This is a genomic window from Paludibaculum fermentans (assembly GCF_015277775.1).
In the GTDB taxonomy this organism is placed as follows: Bacteria; Acidobacteriota; Terriglobia; order Bryobacterales; family Bryobacteraceae; genus Paludibaculum; species Paludibaculum fermentans.
Genome location: NZ_CP063849.1, coordinates 4297257 through 4312995, shown reverse-complemented (window position 1 = coordinate 4312995; position 15739 = coordinate 4297257). Strand labels below are relative to the sequence as shown.

The 15739-nt window shown below is 63.7% G+C and carries 10 protein-coding genes and 1 tRNA gene; 5 read left to right on the top strand and 6 right to left on the bottom strand.

Features of this window, described 5'->3' with window-relative positions; all coding sequences use genetic code 11:
• Nucleotides 1–132: 132 nt before the first annotated feature.
• Nucleotides 133–2823, top strand: coding sequence for an ABC transporter permease (locus tag IRI77_RS16830; RefSeq protein WP_194453197.1), 2691 nt, complete (start codon nt 133–135; stop codon nt 2821–2823).
• A gap of 17 nt (nt 2824–2840) precedes the next feature.
• Here IRI77_RS16830 and IRI77_RS16825 read toward each other — a convergent pair whose 3' ends face one another.
• The gene (locus IRI77_RS16825) at nt 2841–3488 is read right to left on the bottom strand and encodes a hypothetical protein (protein ID WP_194453196.1); all 648 of its coding nucleotides are present in this window, start codon (nt 3486–3488) and stop codon (nt 2841–2843) included.
• An 88-nt stretch (nt 3489–3576) separates the two neighbouring features.
• Here IRI77_RS16825 and pckA point away from each other — a divergent pair, with 88 nt between their 5' ends.
• From pckA to IRI77_RS16810, 3 genes are all read left to right on the top strand, one after another.
• Nucleotides 3577–5178, top strand: coding sequence for a phosphoenolpyruvate carboxykinase (ATP) (gene pckA / locus IRI77_RS16820; RefSeq protein WP_194453195.1), 1602 nt, complete (start codon nt 3577–3579; stop codon nt 5176–5178).
• 65 nt (nt 5179–5243) lie between these two features.
• Nucleotides 5244–5338, top strand: a tRNA-Sec gene (locus IRI77_RS16815).
• A gap of 15 nt (nt 5339–5353) precedes the next feature.
• The gene (locus IRI77_RS16810) at nt 5354–7879 is read left to right on the top strand and encodes a 3'-5' exonuclease (RefSeq protein ID WP_194453194.1); all 2526 of its coding nucleotides are present in this window, start codon (nt 5354–5356) and stop codon (nt 7877–7879) included.
• On the opposite strand, the gene IRI77_RS16805 is transcribed toward IRI77_RS16810, so the two are convergent.
• The gene (locus IRI77_RS16805) at nt 7860–9158 is read right to left on the bottom strand and encodes an APC family permease (protein WP_194453193.1); all 1299 of its coding nucleotides are present in this window, start codon (nt 9156–9158) and stop codon (nt 7860–7862) included. The two genes, IRI77_RS16810 and IRI77_RS16805, sit on opposite strands and share 20 nt — an antisense overlap.
• A 230-nt stretch (nt 9159–9388) precedes the next feature.
• Here IRI77_RS16805 and IRI77_RS16800 point away from each other — a divergent pair, with 230 nt between their 5' ends.
• Nucleotides 9389–10009, top strand: a complete 621-nt coding sequence (locus IRI77_RS16800; protein ID WP_194453192.1) for a GNAT family N-acetyltransferase — start codon at nt 9389–9391, stop codon at nt 10007–10009.
• Here IRI77_RS16800 and IRI77_RS16795 read toward each other — a convergent pair whose 3' ends face one another.
• The 4 genes from IRI77_RS16795 to IRI77_RS16780 are packed head-to-tail and all read right to left on the bottom strand — an operon-like array spanning nt 10010 to nt 15670.
• On the bottom strand, nt 10010–10705 hold the full coding sequence (locus tag IRI77_RS16795) for a protein-L-isoaspartate(D-aspartate) O-methyltransferase (RefSeq protein WP_194453191.1): 696 nt from the start codon (nt 10703–10705) through the stop codon (nt 10010–10012).
• Nucleotides 10706–10745: 40 nt separating this feature from the next.
• Nucleotides 10746–12353 carry a carboxypeptidase-like regulatory domain-containing protein gene (locus IRI77_RS16790; protein WP_194453190.1) on the bottom strand — a complete coding sequence of 536 codons (1608 nt, stop codon included), beginning with the start codon at nt 12351–12353 and terminating at the stop codon, nt 10746–10748.
• A complete protein-coding gene (locus IRI77_RS16785) occupies nt 12350–13975 on the bottom strand; it encodes a carboxypeptidase-like regulatory domain-containing protein (RefSeq protein WP_194453189.1) in 1626 nt (541 codons plus the stop codon). The genes IRI77_RS16790 and IRI77_RS16785 overlap by 4 nt, the downstream gene beginning before the upstream one ends.
• 12 nt (nt 13976–13987) lie before the next feature.
• A complete protein-coding gene (locus IRI77_RS16780) occupies nt 13988–15670 on the bottom strand; it encodes a carboxypeptidase-like regulatory domain-containing protein (RefSeq protein WP_194453188.1) in 1683 nt (560 codons plus the stop codon).
• Nucleotides 15671–15739: the final 69 nt, after the last annotated feature.

Genomic DNA, 15739 nt, shown 5'->3' with positions numbered 1-15739 from the left:
CCCGTGATCATAAGGGTTGTCCCCGAACGCTTTCCCTTGCGCTTCTACAAGAGTCCGTGTAGATTATTCCTGTAGAAGCAAGAGGGGAGGCTGAGTGGCCAACGAAGACATCGACCTTGCCGAGGGATCGGAATGCTGAGCGACCTTCTGTACAGGCTGCGCGCGCTCTTCCAGCGGAGGATGCTCGAGGACGAGCTCGACGAGGAACTGCGGTTCCACTTCGATCACAACGTAGAGAAGCTCCAGCGGTCCGGCCTGAACGAGGAGGAGGCGCGGCGCCAGGCGGGTCTGGCCCTGGGCGGGGTCGAGCAGTTGAAAGAGGAATGCCGCGAGGCGCGCGGTGTCGCGCTGGTCGAGAACCTCCTCCAGGATTTCCGTTACGCCTGTCGCGTGCTGCGGCAGAGCCCCGGTTTCTCGCTCGCTGTCGCTTTCTCCCTGGCTTTGGGGATTGGTGCAAACACCGCGATTTTTACGCTGCTCGACGCCGTGATGTGGCGGCTCCTGCCCGTGGAACGTCCGGCTGAACTGCAGCTGTTGACGCATGGGGAAGGCTCCTCCTTTGAGGGTGGATTCACTTACGGCCAGTTCCAGTCGATGCGCAGGCAGAACCGGGTCCTGCAGGAACTGGCAGGGTGGTCGTCCGCCCGCATCAACATCAGCGTGGATGGCGGGACGGAACCGGCGCTCTCCGGTCAACTGGTATCCGGTAACTATTTCTCCGTTCTGGGCGTGCGTGCCCTGGCGGGCCGGACGATCGGGCGGGAAGACGATCTGGTGCCAAATGGACATCCGGTTGCGATGATCAGCCACGCCTACTGGAGCCGCCGCTTTGGGCTGGCGCCGGCCGCCATCGGCCGCACGGTCACTCTCTCCGGACAGTCTTTCACCATCATCGGGGTCACCCCGCCGGAGTTCTTCGGCCTGGAGGTCGGCTCCGCGCCCGACATCTTCGTGCCGATGATGATGCAGCCCGCGGTTGTGCCGTCGTCCGAAAACCTGCTGGTGAATCCCGGACAATATCTTACCTGGGTCCAGGCATTCGGGCGTCTGAATCCGGGGTTGCGGCCCGCCCAGGCGGCTGCACAGTTGGAGGCGCCGTTCCGGCAGGAGATTCCCAAGGGCGGCAAGTTCCAGTCGATGGAGAACGAACGGCTGCAACTGGCGCCGGCGGCCGCCGGGCTGTCTGAACTCCGCAATCAGTTTTCTGCGCCGCTCTTCCTGCTGATGGGACTGGTCGGCATCGTGCTCCTGATCGCCTGCGCGAACACGGCCAATCTGCTGCTGGCCCGTGCCGCGGCGCGGCAACCGGAATTTGCGATGCGTGTCGCGCTGGGCGCGCCCCGCAGCCGGCTCATCAGTCAGTTGCTGGTGGAGAGTGTGGTGCTGTCGTCGGCAGGCGGAGCCCTCGGCCTGCTACTGGCGGGATTGGCCACCCGGTTGCTGGTCGCCTACCTGTCGTCCGGCCGGGCACCGATCATTCTCGACCTGAACCCGAACCTGCGAATCCTGGCCTTCACCGCAGCCGTCTCCCTCCTGACGGGTATTGTCTTCGGACTCGTGCCGGCTCTGCGGGCTACGCGAGTCGCCGCGGGGCCTTCGCTGAAGAACATCTCAGGCTCCACCAGGGGCAGCTTCGGCAGCCTGTGGTCCGGCAGGGTCCTGGCGGTGGTGCAGGTGGCAATGTCGCTGGTACTGCTGGTCGGCGCCGGGCTGTTTGTGCGGAGCCTCCAGAAGGTGAACAGCCAGGATTCCGGGTTTGCCCGCGATTCCGTGTTAGTCGTCCGGGTCGAGCCAAAGGGCAGTAATCAAAGGAACGCGGACGGCGCGCTGTCCCGTCTGGATCGCACGTATCGGGACCTGATCAGCCGTGTCGAGGCAATGCCCGGAGTGAAGTCGGTGGGGATGGCACAGTTCACTCCGACCACACCCCGAGGGGCCAATGCCCCCTTTACTTTGTCCTCGGGCGAAGAGGTGCGCGCCTTCGTGCCGCTGGTGTACCCCCACTTCTTCGCGGCGTCGGGTATCTCACTGGCCGCCGGACGCGATTTCGCACCCGGAGATCTGCTGGAGAGTTCGCCGCTGGTCGCCGTCGTCAATGAAACGTTTGCCCGCAGGGCCTTTCCGAACGGGAATCCCGTCGGCCAACGGATCGCCCTGGGCGGCGAGCCGCGCGAGATCATCGGCGTGGTGAAGGATTCCCGCTATCTCAATCCGCGAGGCGATGCCACCCCGACTGTCTATCAGCCTTTCCTTCAACTCCATACGGGCCGCGGCCAGATGGCGCTATATGTCCGGGTGCAGGGTGGCAGGTCCGCCGTCATTCCTCATGTCAGGGAGGCGATTCAGAACGTCGACCGGGAGTTGCCGATGTTCGAAATCCAGACTCTAGCCGAGGAAGTGGACGCGGTCCTGGTGAGGGAGCGGCTGATGGCCATGCTCTCCGGGCTCTTCAGCCTGCTGGCCACGCTGCTCGCCGCGGTCGGTTTGTACGGGCTGTTCTCTTTCGCTGTGGTGCAGCGGACGCGGGAGATCGGAATCCGCATGGCGTTGGGAGCGCAGAGCAGCGACGTGGTATGGACAGTGATGCGAGAGGTGCTGGCGCTTGCGTTCCTGGGCGCCGCAATCGGGATCCCCGTTGCCTTATTGGCCGCCCGGCTCGCATCTGCCCAGATCTCAGGACTGTTGTTTGGCTTGCGGCCTTCTGACCCGTTTACGATCGCAACGGCAACGCTAGGCCTATTGTGGACTGCGGCGCTGGCCGGCTTCCTGCCTGCCATCAAGGCCGCCCAGGTCAGCCCGCTGCGGGCGCTCCGGAGCGAATAACGGTTTGGGTTGCTGGATCAGGGGCGCTGCATCAGTTCGCCGGGGTGTTTCAACCCACCGATCTCAAACTCATACCGTTCCGCGCCGATGATCGCCGTGAGCTTCCCGGCGCCCAGCGGACGGCCCTGGGTTTGGAAGAACAGGGCTCCATCGGTGGATTCACCGGCCATCAGCCTGGTCGACACCAGGACGATCGCCGAAGCCGCCGCGGCAGCCTTGATCTTAGAGGAGTTCACCTCGGCCAGTGCCGCCTGGCGGCGCTGCTCGTAGCCGTTGGTCGATTGAAACCGGCTTAGTCCGTAAAGGCCCAGCTCATAGGTGCCCACCAGCTTGATGACGTCGTTGCGCCCGCCGCGCTGCAGAAACTGCTGCACCACGTTCCGGGCCGGCGTGGCTGGCAGCACCGTGCCATCCGCGCGTTCGAACCGGAAATCGTCGGGTTTCACTGTGCGGGCGGAAGGCGATCCGTTGGAAATGGCCACCTGCAACACCGCATACTCCTTCAGATTCGCCGGCAGTGGGGCAAACATCACCGTGACACCTGACCGTGTCAGGGTCTGGTACCGCAATCCGTTCGACTCGAACTCGATCGCCTGCCCAAAGACCGGGCAGACACACCACGCCAGGGCGGCCAGCAGGGCGCTACGAATGGCTTGGTGGTGCATATCTCCATGATAGACTGGCGACTGTAACGGGTCGTCTCGAGATCCACCGAAGATAGTGGATCCTCTTCATTCCAGGATCGAATACTTTATGAGCATTACCGGTGTCTGTCCCAGCAATCATACTCTTGAATCTCTTGGATTGAGACCCACCACACAGTGGTGGAATCTCGGAACGGGGCGCCTCACGGAGATGGCGCTTCAACGGCAGGAAGGGGTCCTCGCCGGCAACGGAGCGCTTGTCGTTCGCACCGGCCAGTTCACGGGCAGGTCGCCGAAAGACAAATTCATTGTCCGGGACAGCTACACCGAAAGCACCGTCGCCTGGGGCAGCGTGAATCAGCCGCTCACACCTGGGCAGTTTGACGGTATCTGGGCGCGGGTCCAGCAATTCCTGGACGGCCGCGAGGTGTTCGTCGCTGACCTCAAGGCTGGAGCCGATTCCAACTTCACGATGCCGATTCGCGTCGTCACCCAGCGGGCGTGGCACTCCATGTTCGCCCGGCAGTTATTCATCAAGCCGGACCTGGCCGAACTCGCCGCCCATGTCCCCGACTTCACCATCGTCTTCGCACCCGAGTTCACTTGCGACCCGAAGACCGACGGAACAAACTCCGAAACCTGTATCTGCGTCAACTTCACCCGCCGCATGGTGCTGATTCTGGGTACGTTCTATGCCGGTGAGATGAAGAAGTCGGTCTTCACAATCCTGAACCATCTGTTGCCGGAACGGGATGTTCTGCCGATGCACTGCTCCGCCAACGTGGGAGCCCACAAGAAGGTGGCCCTCTTCTTCGGTCTCTCGGGCACCGGCAAAACGACCCTCTCGGCGGACAAGGAGCGGCGGCTGATCGGCGATGACGAGCACGGCTGGTCCGACACAGGCGTCTTCAACTTCGAGGGCGGCTGCTATGCCAAGTGCATCCGGTTGTCACGCGAAGCCGAACCCCAGATCTTTGATGCCATCCGCTTTGGGTGTGTGTTGGAGAACGTCGTTATTGATCCGGAGACTCGGATCCTAAACTATGATTCTGAAGAGTTTACAGAGAACACACGCGCCGCTTACCGTGCCCAGTACATCAGCAATGCCTTGGTACCCGGTCTCGGCGGACATCCTTCCGATGTGGTCTTTCTGACCGCCGATGCGTTCGGCGTGCTGCCCCCGATCTCGAAGCTGACGCCGCAGCAGGCGATGTACCACTTCCTCAGCGGCTACACTGCGCGCCTGGCCGGAACGGAGCGTGGTCTCGGGAAAGAGCCGCAGGCGACCTTCAGCTCCTGCTTTGGTGAACCCTTCCTGCCACGCAGCCCGCTGGAATATGCCCGCATGCTCGGGGAGAAACTGGAACGGCACAAGGCCCGCGTCTGGCTGGTCAACACGGGTTGGGTTGCCGGTTCGGCCGGAGTTGGGCATCGCATGAAACTCGCCCACACACGCGCCATGGTGAATGCGGCAATCGAAGGTGAACTCGGCGACGTGCCGGTGAAGGCCCATCCGGTCTTCCAGGTGCAGGTACCGGAATTCTGTCCCGGGGTGCCGACCGAAGTCCTTGACGCCCGCGGCATGTGGGCCGACAAGGCCGCCTATGACGCCGCGACGAGGGATCTCGCCTCCCGTTTCCATAAGAATTTCTCGAGCAAGTTCGGTTCCGTGGGCGAAGATATTGCCGCCGCCGGCCCCATCGTCGATTAGCCGCTGCCCGGCGCCCCACCTGCTCTGCCCAGCAGCAGGGGGGCGCCGGCTTGCTAAGATGCAGTGGGAGCCAATCTTGCCCGGTGGTAGGCACGGTCTTCAAAACCGCTGAACGGTTCTCTGGATCGTTGGTCGGTTCGACTCCGACTGGTTCCCGCCATCTCCCGCGGCCCACATGATTCCCTGGGAAACGCTCAATCCCGAGCAACGCGAGGCGGTCGAGGCCTGGAATGAGGCCTTGCTCGTCATGGCCCCCGTTGGCACGGGCAAAACCAATGTCCTTGCTTTGCGCGCCGCCCACGCCGTGGAGCAGGGTGTCGCGCCGTCTTCCATCCTCTGCCTCTCTTTCACCAACAAAGCAGCGCGCGAGGTCAAAGACCGGTTGGCCCGGCACCTGGGCCGGCGGGGAGGGGAAGTCACGGCCAAGACCTTCCATGGACTTTGCGCCCAGATTCTCCGTGTCGAGGCGCCGGCCGTTGGTTGGGATCGCGACTTCCTCATCTACGATGAAGAGGATTGCCGCTCGATTCTCGGCGAAGTGGCCCGCCGCGCCAATATCAAACCGCCCGACGAGGAGCGCGACTCGTTCGAGTTTCTGCTCTTCGATGCGGCCGCCCGCGCCCGCCTCAGCGAGTTCGATGACGCCGTCCCGCGTACGCCGCAGCAGGTGTTCGATGCCTGCCTGCGCGACAGCCGTGCGTCATTTCTGCAGTATCGCGGCGGCCTGATGTTCAAACCGCTGCTGGCGGAGTACGTCCATGCCCTGCGTGAATGCCATGCCGTCGACTTCGCTGACCTGATTGCCGGCGTCAACCGCCTCTTTAAGGAGAATCCTGAGGTCCTCGAACGCTGGCAGGCCAAGTTCTCGTGGATCCAGGTTGACGAGATCCAGGACACCAATCGCGGCGAATATCGCCCGCTCTCGCTGCTGGCTGCGCGCCATCGCCGTTTGTCTCTCTTCGGGGACATCGACCAGACCATCTATCAGTGGCGCGGCTCCGTTCCTCTCGAGATCCTGGCCGAGTACAAGTCCGCCTTCGCCCCAGTCCACGAGATGCGCTTCACCCGCAACTACCGCTCCACCCGCCGCATCCTGGAAGCCTGCGAACGCCTCATTCGCGCCTGCCCAGGTGCCCTCACCAAAAGCATTGTGCCGCAACAGGCCGAAGAGGGTGAACCGCTCCGCGTTTACGAAGCCGATGACACGCGAGACGAGGCCCGCTGGATCCGCGATCAGGTGGAGACGCTGGTCGAGCAGCAGGGCGTCAAGCTCGGTGAGATCGCGGTGCTCACACGCAGCAACTTCACGTCCCGTGAGCTGTCCCGGAACTTCACGGCGCTCGGGCTGCCGCACCTTCAGGTCGATCAGTTCAAGTTCTTCCAGCGGGCCGAGATTAAAGAAACGCTGGCGCACCTCCGGTTGCTGCTGAATCCGCACGACGCCAATAGCCTGATGCGCTTCCTTAAGACCCCGCCGAAAGGGATCGGCGAGGCCACCATCGAGGCTTTGGCCGGCGCGCCCAGGCAGGCCGGACTCAAGCCGGCCGACCTGCTGACGCCCTCCACGTTCGAAACCGGCGACCCGTTCCGTCCCTTGATGGAGGCGGCCCGCGCCGGGCGCGTCGTCGTCTTTGATATCGAAACCACGGGCCTTTCCATCGGTGATGATGAGATCGTGGAGATCGCCGCCGCCCGCTGCGACGGTTCGTCCGTCTTGGCTCAGTTCCACGCTTACCTCAAGCCCTCTCGGCCGGTGGGTGATTCCGAACCGATCCACCACCTCAGTGACGAATTCCTCGCCCGGGAAGGCCGCGATCCGGCTCATGTGTTGCGTGAGTTCGAGGCTTTTTGTGAAGGCTGTGTCCTGGCCGGACACAACGTGGCTTTGTTCGATGTGCCGATGGTGCGCAGCGTCTGCGCCCGCCTGGGCCTGCCGGCGTGGGAAGCCAGGCAGGTCTTCGACACTCTCGACATCACCCGCCGCTTCCACCGGTTGCCTCGCTACAAGTTGGGCGAGATCTGCAGCCGGCTGGGTTTGAAGAGCATTCCCACCCACCGGGCGGATGCGGACGTGGCAGCGACCGTGGAACTCCTGCAGGTCCTGCTGCCCCAACTGGAGGCGGGGGCGATGGCTCGTGTCGGCGCAGTGAAGCAGTATGGTGCCAGGTTCAAGCCGCTGGCCGACAGGCTGGAGCAGTGGCGCACGTTCATGTTGACCGAACGGCCGTTCGAACTGCTGGAGCGGATCCTCCACGAATCCGGCCTCATCAAGCACTACGAACGGGATCCTGCCGATGCTCCGCGCCGGGAGCACCTGGACGAACTGCTCACTCTGTTCCAGCGCTTCGACGACCCGTCCATGCAGCCCATGGATGCCCTGATTCACGTTCTCAGCGTCGCCTCGCTGGGCAAGGAGATCGATGGTCAGGCCATTGACGAAGACAAGGTCCTGCTGCTCACAGTGCATCAGGCCAAAGGGCTCGAGTTCGACACCGTCTTCATCGCCGGCGCCGCCGATGGCGAGTTCCCGAATCGCCGCAGCGTGAAGGAGGGGCTGGAGGACGAAGAGCATCGTCTGTTCTACGTCGCCGTGAGCAGGGCCAAGCGCCGGCTGTATTTCAGTTTCCCTGTGATCGGCGGGTGGGGCCGCCAGCAGATGCCCAGCCGCTATCTGCGCATGGTTATGCCCGGCCGGGCGTGACGCGCCTCCGCCAATAGAGATACAGGGGAATGCCGGAGAGGATCAGTGCCAGCCCGGCGAAAGAACTGCCCGGCGTGGTGACGAAGCAACTCAGAATGAATGTGGCCGCGACAGCGATGAAGATCATCGGTGTCCACGGGTAGCCCCAAACCCGGTACGGTCGCGCCGTGTCCGGGTTCCGCCTGCGCAGCAGCATCACCCCGGCCACCACCAGTGCGTAGAAGATCCACGCCCCGAACGTGCAATAGGAGATCAGCGTCTCGTACGTCCCGGTGAAGACCAGCAGCGACGACCAGACTCCGTGCGCGATCAGGGAGAAGGCCGGCGTCTTGAATCGCGGATGCACGTGTCCGAACGGTTCAAAGAACAACCCGTCCCGTGCCTGTGCATAGTACACTCGAGCCGCCCCCAGGATGCACGAGTTCGTGCACCCCACCAGGGCAAACAGAATCGTCAGCGTCACCCACAGCGCAGCGCCGCCGCCCAGCACCGTCTGGACCGCGCTCGTTCCGGCCGCGCTGGTGGCGAGAATCTGGCTGACTGGCAGCGCCCGCATGGTTATCCACAGCGTCACGCAATACAACACAATCACCACGCCCAGCCCAATACCCAGCGCGCGCGGCAAAGTCCGGCGTGCATCCACCATCTCACCGGCGACACAGGGCGCCATATTCCAGCCCTCATACGCCCACAGTGCGGGTACCAGCGCGGCGCTGAACTGCAGCAGAGTCCAATGCCGTGGCCACGACCAGTCCAGCGCGGCCGCCGGCGGCCTGGTGGCGATAGTGACGATCACCCACAACAAACCCGAGAGCTTGATGACATTCATCACGTGGCCGAACCACGCCCCTTGCCGGACACCCAGCACGTTGACGAAGGAGAGGCCCATCAACAGGCTCACCGCCACCACTTTCGCGGCGGCTGGCGTGAGCGGCACGATCCCGCCCAATAGCGTCGAGAAGCCCACGGCAAGAGCAGCCAGTCCGCCCCCCTGGATCACAGCAAAGAACGACCAGCCCAGCAGGAAGGCGGATAGCCGTCCCCACGACTCCCGCAGATAGACGTATTCGCCGCCAGTGTCGGGAAACATCGCGCCCATCTCGGCGTAAGCCAGGGCTCCAAACCAGGAAAGCAGGCCCGCGAAGACCATCGCGAGCATGGCGGCCAGCGGCGAGGGTTGGGGCCGCAACAGCGTGGCGGGGATGAGGAAGATCGCCGAACCTATCACGGCGCTCACCACCAGCGAGACCACGTCCCATAGGCCCAGCCGTTGCTCCAATTGCGAAACTGATGTTTCCAGAATCAGCCGATTATACTAGAGCCGTGCCTTTCCCTTTTTCCACGGCAGATCTCTCGTTGGCGCGGCGAACAGAAGCTGCTGAAGCAGCCAACGGTTTCGCGCTGGTAGGAAAGGCGCGCTCAGGGACTCTGGAAGCAATTCCTGCGGCTGGCGGTTGCGCGGTGTTTGCCGGAGTCGGATCCCCCATGACCCATGCGCTTGGAATCGGGATGAACGGGCCTGTATCTACAGACGAGTTCGATCGGATGGAGGAGTTCTTTAGCAGCCGCGGCAGCGCCTCTCTCATCGATCTGTGTCCGCTGGCCGATCCAACCGTGGTGGAGCAGGTGATGGGCCGGGGTTACCACATCATTGAGTTCAACAACCTGATGCTGAGGCCAGTCGATTCTGCGGATGCGGACTATGTCGTGCCGGCACCGCTGGGCATCAGCCGCACCGCTGACGACCGCTATGCAGAATGGTGCCGCCTGGTCCTGCGCGGCTTCGGCGGGGTCGTCGACATGCCTGACGAAGCGGCTGAGATCCTCATGAACCTGACCTCCGTCGGAGATACCTTTTTCGGCGAGATTTTCGGCGAACCGGTGGGGGCGGCGGCCATGGCGGTCCACGACCGCATGGCCATGCTCTTTGGTGACTCCACTTTGATCGAGGCTCGCGGGCAGGGCTTGCAGACAGCGCTCATCCGCCATCGGATTGCGCTGGCGGCCCGTGCGGGGTGCGACTACGCCATGGCCTGCGTCGTGCCTGGGACGGCTTCCCATCGCAATTATGAACGCTGCGGCTTCCGGCTGTTCTATATGCGGGTCAACGTACAGCGGGACCTCGGCTGATCACTTGCGCCCCGGCACCATGGGGACAAAGGCCACGCCATAGCGGGTGCGCTGCTGCGTACGCCCCTGCGCGTCCTTGTCGACGATGACCAGCACCTGGTTGTCCACGCCGATGGGTGCGATGAGGCGCCCGCCGTTCTTCAGTTGATTCACCAGCGCTGGCACCATCTCCGGCGGCGCGGCTGTCAGGATGATCCGGTCGAACGGAGCCTCTTCGGGCCAGCCCAGGTATCCGTCACCGCGGCGCACGGTCACGTTCCGGTAACCCAGCTCGTGCAACATCCGGCTGCTCTGCTTTGCCAGCGCATCCACAATCTCTACGCTGAACACCTGGTTTGCCAACTGGGACAAAATGGCGGCCTGATAGCCGCAGCCCGTGCCGATCTCCAGCACCGTATGCGCCGGCTGGATCTCCAGAAGGTCCGACATGGACCCCACGATGTACGGCTGCGAGATCGTCTGGCCATGGCCGATGGTCAGCGGCCGGTCTTCATAGGCGGAACTCCGCAGTTCGACCGGGACGAAGAGGTGCCGCGGGATGACGCGCATCGCCTTCAGCACTGCTGGATCGCGCACGTCGCGCCGCTCAATCTGCGTCCTTACCATGTTCTCGCGCAAGGCGCTCCAATCCTGCGCTTCCAGCGCGGCAGGGAGGGACGGCGGAATCTCGGCGGGATGGCGTGGCCAGAGTCTCATTCCGCCTTCAGCATACGCCGCCTCCGGTCCGGTAGCGAGGTCAAGGGAGTGGCTGCGGTGGCAGGTCGATCTTCGTGGAGCCGCGCGGCGTCACATGCACCGTGGCGGGTTGGCCCCGGTAGCCCGGCACCCACAGCGGATCCGACAGCATCGCCGGATCATTGATACGGTCGCGCATCAGGAATGCAAACGCATAGGCGTAGTAATCGCCCGGTGGAACATTCGTGATTTGGAACACGCCGTTCGCCTGGGTAGGCTGCGTCAGCAGTTCCGACCCCGCCAGTTTGGACAGGTCCGCCGGCACCAGGACGACATAGTAGCCGCGCACCGACTGGCTGAACGCTCCTCGAACGGTGCCCTCCACACTGCCCCCATCCTGTCCCAGAACCACTTCCAGCAGGTCAGGAGGATGTGCGGTCCAATCCAGCAGCGTGCCCTCGACGGGCTTGCCGTCGGCCTGGACGGATTGCAGGTAGAGATTCGGCTGGTTGCTGCCCGCTGACAGGCGGTAGCGGTCGTGCAGCACCATGCTGAACTCCAGTTGGCCGGCGGTGCTGATCGGGCTGGCGTCGTCGACGGCGGGTGCCGCACTGACGGGCTTCAATTTAAGCCATGTGCCGTTGGGTGGGGCGACACCTCCACTCACGGTGGCGCGGCCTTTCACCGTCGACGGCGGTTCCATCGCAAGTGTGAGTCCTGTGACGTCGCTGCTTTGCAGCTCCACTTCGCATACTGCGCTGGTGACCTGCTCGGCATCGGCCGCATACGCAGTGACGCGATAGTTGCCGGGCGGAATCTCGGCGAAGGCGAAGTTACCGCTCTCCGGCTGGCAGTCGGCCTGGTACTCCCGGGTGTCGGTCAGATCGGATGGCCGCAGCGTGACCCGGCACTGCTGTGGCACCATCCGCCCTTCCACGCCAGTCACTCGGCCTTCCACGCGCAGCAACTGGGTCATCAGTGGGCCAAAGTCGTATCCGCCCATCTCGCCCGGCACTCTCACCTGGATCAGTTGCGCCTTCGAGGATTCGTAGACGCCCGGATAGTACGCCGGAGCCGACACCTGCGTGAAGCCGCTTCCCTCGCCGTACTTCACCGTCACTGGAGCCGATGGGTGAACTCGCAGAACATAAGTACCCAGCGGCAGCCGCGCGATCCTGTATCGCCCCTGTCCGTCCGAAAACGCACTGGCTACTTTGCGGAACTGCCAGCGGCCGTTCAGCCAGCCGCGGCGCAGGGCGTCTACCGCTGTGATGCCCTGCGATACTCCGTTGCGATCCACGATGCTGCCCGAAATCACCGCCGCCGGCGCTATCACGTACTGCAATCCCTTGGCGTCACAGCGGCCGCCCAGCCGCACCAGGTCACCGCCTCCGCCGGCGGTGTCACGGGCCGTCTCAACAAACCCCGACTTCTGCACACTAACTGAATAGCTGGTGGGGTCCAGGCCGAAGGCCTCGAAGCGGCCCTGGTCGTCGGAGAAGTAGCCGAGAGTGATACTGCCGGGACGCGTGGACGGAGTGAACAACAACCTGGCCCGGGGAACACCCTCCCCGGATCCCTCCTGCACCACTACGCCCGAGGCAGTGCAGGATCCGTACTGGCCGGCCGCCCAACCGCAGGAGATGATCACGAGCCAGAACAACTTCACTTCGTCTTTTCCTCGGTTAACTTCAGCCGGACCGCCTGCGTTCCACCCGCCGGCAGGCGAACCTTAGTAGCGCGCTGTTCCAGATCTTCCGGAGCCTGTGTCACTCCAAAGGGGCGCAGTTCCTCTTCCATCGTTGCGTAGACCAGATAATCCGATGGCGGCAACTCCGCCAACTCGAAGGAGCCGTCCGCCTTGACACTCGCGCTGATGGCCGAGCCCAAGCTCCGCTTGGCTGCATCCGCGTCGAAGGCCAGTACGCTCGCGCCCGCCGAGGCGGGCCGGCCGTTGGCATCCTCCACCTGGCCGCTGAGCCTCGCGCTGCCGGTGCGAAAGACGAATCGCATCGGGCTTTGCAGCCCGGAGGATGCATCCACCTCGCGATCCAGCAGGTTCTCCGGGCCGCTGCGGATCTCAGCCAGGTAAGTGCCGGCGGCGGGCTGGCCCGTCACCTTGAACCACATGGAACCAGAGCCGGCAATTTCCAGGACGAAGGAGCCGTCCGCGGCGGGCTTGACCCGTTGGTCGGCGGCCGGCCCCAGAGGCGCCAGGAACATCGGCACCACTTCCACCCGCTGCCAATCCGGCTTCCGCTCTCCCGCACCTTCCAGGATCGCGGTACACTGCAGCCGCATTCCAGGCGAGAGCCGGATCTGCAGATTGTCGACGTCGCCCTGCCCCAGGTTCAGGGCAACTCGGGCGCTCTGCCCGCTGTCGCCCATCGTGACCGAGCGGGCCATCAGCGAATACTGGCCTGGACGCAGACCCTCGATCTCGAACTGGCCATTCATGAAGGTCCTGTTTTGCAGCGGAGCGATACCCAGGCCGGACTGCACATTGACCACGAAACGCGGCACCGGTGCGCCGCTTTCATCCAGCGCGAGCCCCCTGACCCGGTACACGGGCTCCCGCCGAAGTTGAATCTCCAGACCGTTCTGCTCCGATCCGGGCGTCACTTCCAGCCATCGTGCCTGCTCCGGATCAGAGACCCCTGGAAGAAAGGTCCTCACATAGCCGCTCACCCCGCCCCCGCGCAACGGGTAGATCACATTGCGCGATTCCATATGGGTGGCGGACAACAGGTAATGGCCGGGCGAAGCACGGTGGATCAGGAAAATGCCCCGGTCGTCGGTGCTGGCCGCGCCCCCTGTGGAGGAGATCGATTTCCGGTTGAATGCGGAGACTCGGGCCATCAGCTCCACGGTCGCGCCGGAGACCGGATCGCCGTTCTCGTTCACCACCCGTCCGCTGAGTGTGGCCAGGGGTTGGAGTTCGACCCGCACGCCCTTCAGCTCCCTTCCTGCCTCCAGCGCCGGAAGCAATACCGGGCGCCGGCGAGTGGGCTCGAAATCCGCCTTCGCCGCTGACAGGAAGTACTGGCCTGGCTTCACCTTTGTCAGCCGGAACTTCCCGTTGCTATCCGTGAACGCGCCCATCCCCGAGGAGCGCAGATTGTCTCTCCCCTCCAAAGTCATCATGGCGGTCACCCGCACACCCGGGATCCCCGCCTGCGTACGCGCATCGACGACCGTTCCTTCCACCGTGCACACCTGCTCGGCCGGATCGCTCTGGGCCCACAGGCACAGTCCGCCCAACACCAGCGCCGCGAGCCATGCTGTTCTCATTGCCAGGGCCACTTACTTGTCCGCTGGTTCAAGCGGCTTCACCTGTACACTGGTGCTGCCGCCCGCCACTACTTTGACTTTGGTCGCCTTGCTGTCAAAGTCCTTTGCCTGGTCGATATCCTGCACCGCGCTGTAATCGGAAGTCGTAGTGACGGCCAAGTAGTATTCGCCCGGCCGGACCGAGTCGAACTGGAAGCCGCCGTTCTGGTCCACCATCCGCACGTTCCGCCCCATCGTCGAACTCCGCAATTCCGGATCCACGGGGATCAGCACCGCCATCCCCTCGCCATGGCTCTTCTTTTCCTCGGGCAGGTCCAGGTTGCCGGAGACCTTCCCTCCGTCGCCGCGGAAGACGATCTTCACCGGTCCGGCGGAGCCGCCGCTCAGGTCCACCGGCCTGAATAAGTGATTCTCGTTCCCGAAGCGCACCGCGGCCAGGTACAGCCCGGTGGCCGAAGGATTGTACGCGTTGAGGATGTACTTGCCCGGGGAACCCACCCGCAACGAGAACGAGCCGTCCGCCTGCGTGCGCGCCGGTTGCCCGCCCATCACGAAGGTATTCGCTTCTGGTTGAAGGGAGACATTGAAGCCGGAAAGCACCGCTTTCTGCTCGTCCGTCGCGGCCTCCACCACGACGTTCCCCTGCAGCGTAAACGGCGGAGTGAAGCGCACCTCCAGACCTTCGATATCCTGATTGGCAACTTCCACGGGGACCGTCGTGGTTTGTTGATCCCCTGGACCGCCAGGAGGCCCGCCCCGGCCGCTGTTGACGATCAGTACCCATGCGCCGTTGGGTACACCCGTCATCTCGAAGCTGCCATCCTCCTTGCCCTGGGTCATACGCCCGGCCACCCCGAAGACTCCGCCTTCCCGTGAACCCATCGACGCATGGAAGTTCTTCGCCGGCTGACCTTCCGCCGTCAGAACCTTGCCCCGGACCTTGAAGACGGGCACGCGTTTCAGCGTGATGTCGAACCCCGTGAGCTCCGCGCCGGGCGTCGCCTCCACCATCGTGGCCTGGGTCGCTTCCGTCACTCCGGGATAGAACGTGGCTACATAGCTCGTGGCGGGCCGCTGAGCAGTGCCGGCCTCCACCGCCACCTGCATCCAGGCCTGCGCCATCACCACATACCGGCCCGCCTGGATATTGGCTACCCGGAACTCGCCTTTGTCGTTCGTTCGAACGTTCTGGCCGTCTGGCAGCCATGTGTTCTTCCCGCGAATCCTGCGCGGCCGCAACACCGTCACCTGGGCACCCTGCGCCGGTTCACCCTCGTCGTCGAACACCCGCCCGGCAATCACGGCTTGTGGCGTCAGGGTGTATCGGAGGCCTTTTAGCTCCTGGCCAGCGGTCAACTGCAGCCGGATGGCCGAGCCTGCCGACGCGTTACCGGCCATGACGAACCCTTGCCGGCGAAGGTAAACGACATACTGCCCGGCTTCCAGTTCGGTCACCCGGAATCGGCCCTCCGCATCCGTCACGGCGGAGGAAGGCTGGTTTGGGCCCATCTGGGTGCCCGGCTTCATCAGGCTGAGCAGGACCTCGGCCCGCCGTATCGGCTCCCTGGTCAGATCATTCACCACCACGCCTTCCACACTGGCCGGCTTCTGGTTCTGCTGCTTGGGTCCTTGCACTTGTTGCGCTCCGGCCGCGCAAGTCAAAACGAAGAGGCAGATGGCAAACTGGTTGGGCATAAACGAAATCACCGCAATCTGAGACGTATTATGAATCAATTCGCGTTGCCGGAATCTCGCAATGGATTG

What these genes read in the sequence shown, in the direction of transcription:
- IRI77_RS16830 (WP_194453197.1), top strand. Translation starts at nt 133, where the DNA reads ATGCTGAGCGACCTTCTGTACAGGCTGCGCGCGCTCTTCCAGCGGAGG.
- IRI77_RS16780 (WP_194453188.1), bottom strand. Translation starts at nt 15,670, where the DNA reads ATGCCCAACCAGTTTGCCATCTGCCTCTTCGTTTTGACTTGCGCGGCC.
- IRI77_RS16785 (WP_194453189.1), bottom strand. Translation starts at nt 13,975, where the DNA reads ATGAGAACAGCATGGCTCGCGGCGCTGGTGTTGGGCGGACTGTGCCTG.
- IRI77_RS16800 (WP_194453192.1), top strand. Translation starts at nt 9,389, where the DNA reads ATGAACGGGCCTGTATCTACAGACGAGTTCGATCGGATGGAGGAGTTC.
- IRI77_RS16825 (WP_194453196.1), bottom strand. Translation starts at nt 3,488, where the DNA reads ATGCACCACCAAGCCATTCGTAGCGCCCTGCTGGCCGCCCTGGCGTGG.
- IRI77_RS16810 (WP_194453194.1), top strand. Translation starts at nt 5,354, where the DNA reads ATGATTCCCTGGGAAACGCTCAATCCCGAGCAACGCGAGGCGGTCGAG.
- IRI77_RS16795 (WP_194453191.1), bottom strand. Translation starts at nt 10,705, where the DNA reads ATGAGACTCTGGCCACGCCATCCCGCCGAGATTCCGCCGTCCCTCCCT.
- pckA (WP_194453195.1), top strand. Translation starts at nt 3,577, where the DNA reads ATGAGCATTACCGGTGTCTGTCCCAGCAATCATACTCTTGAATCTCTT.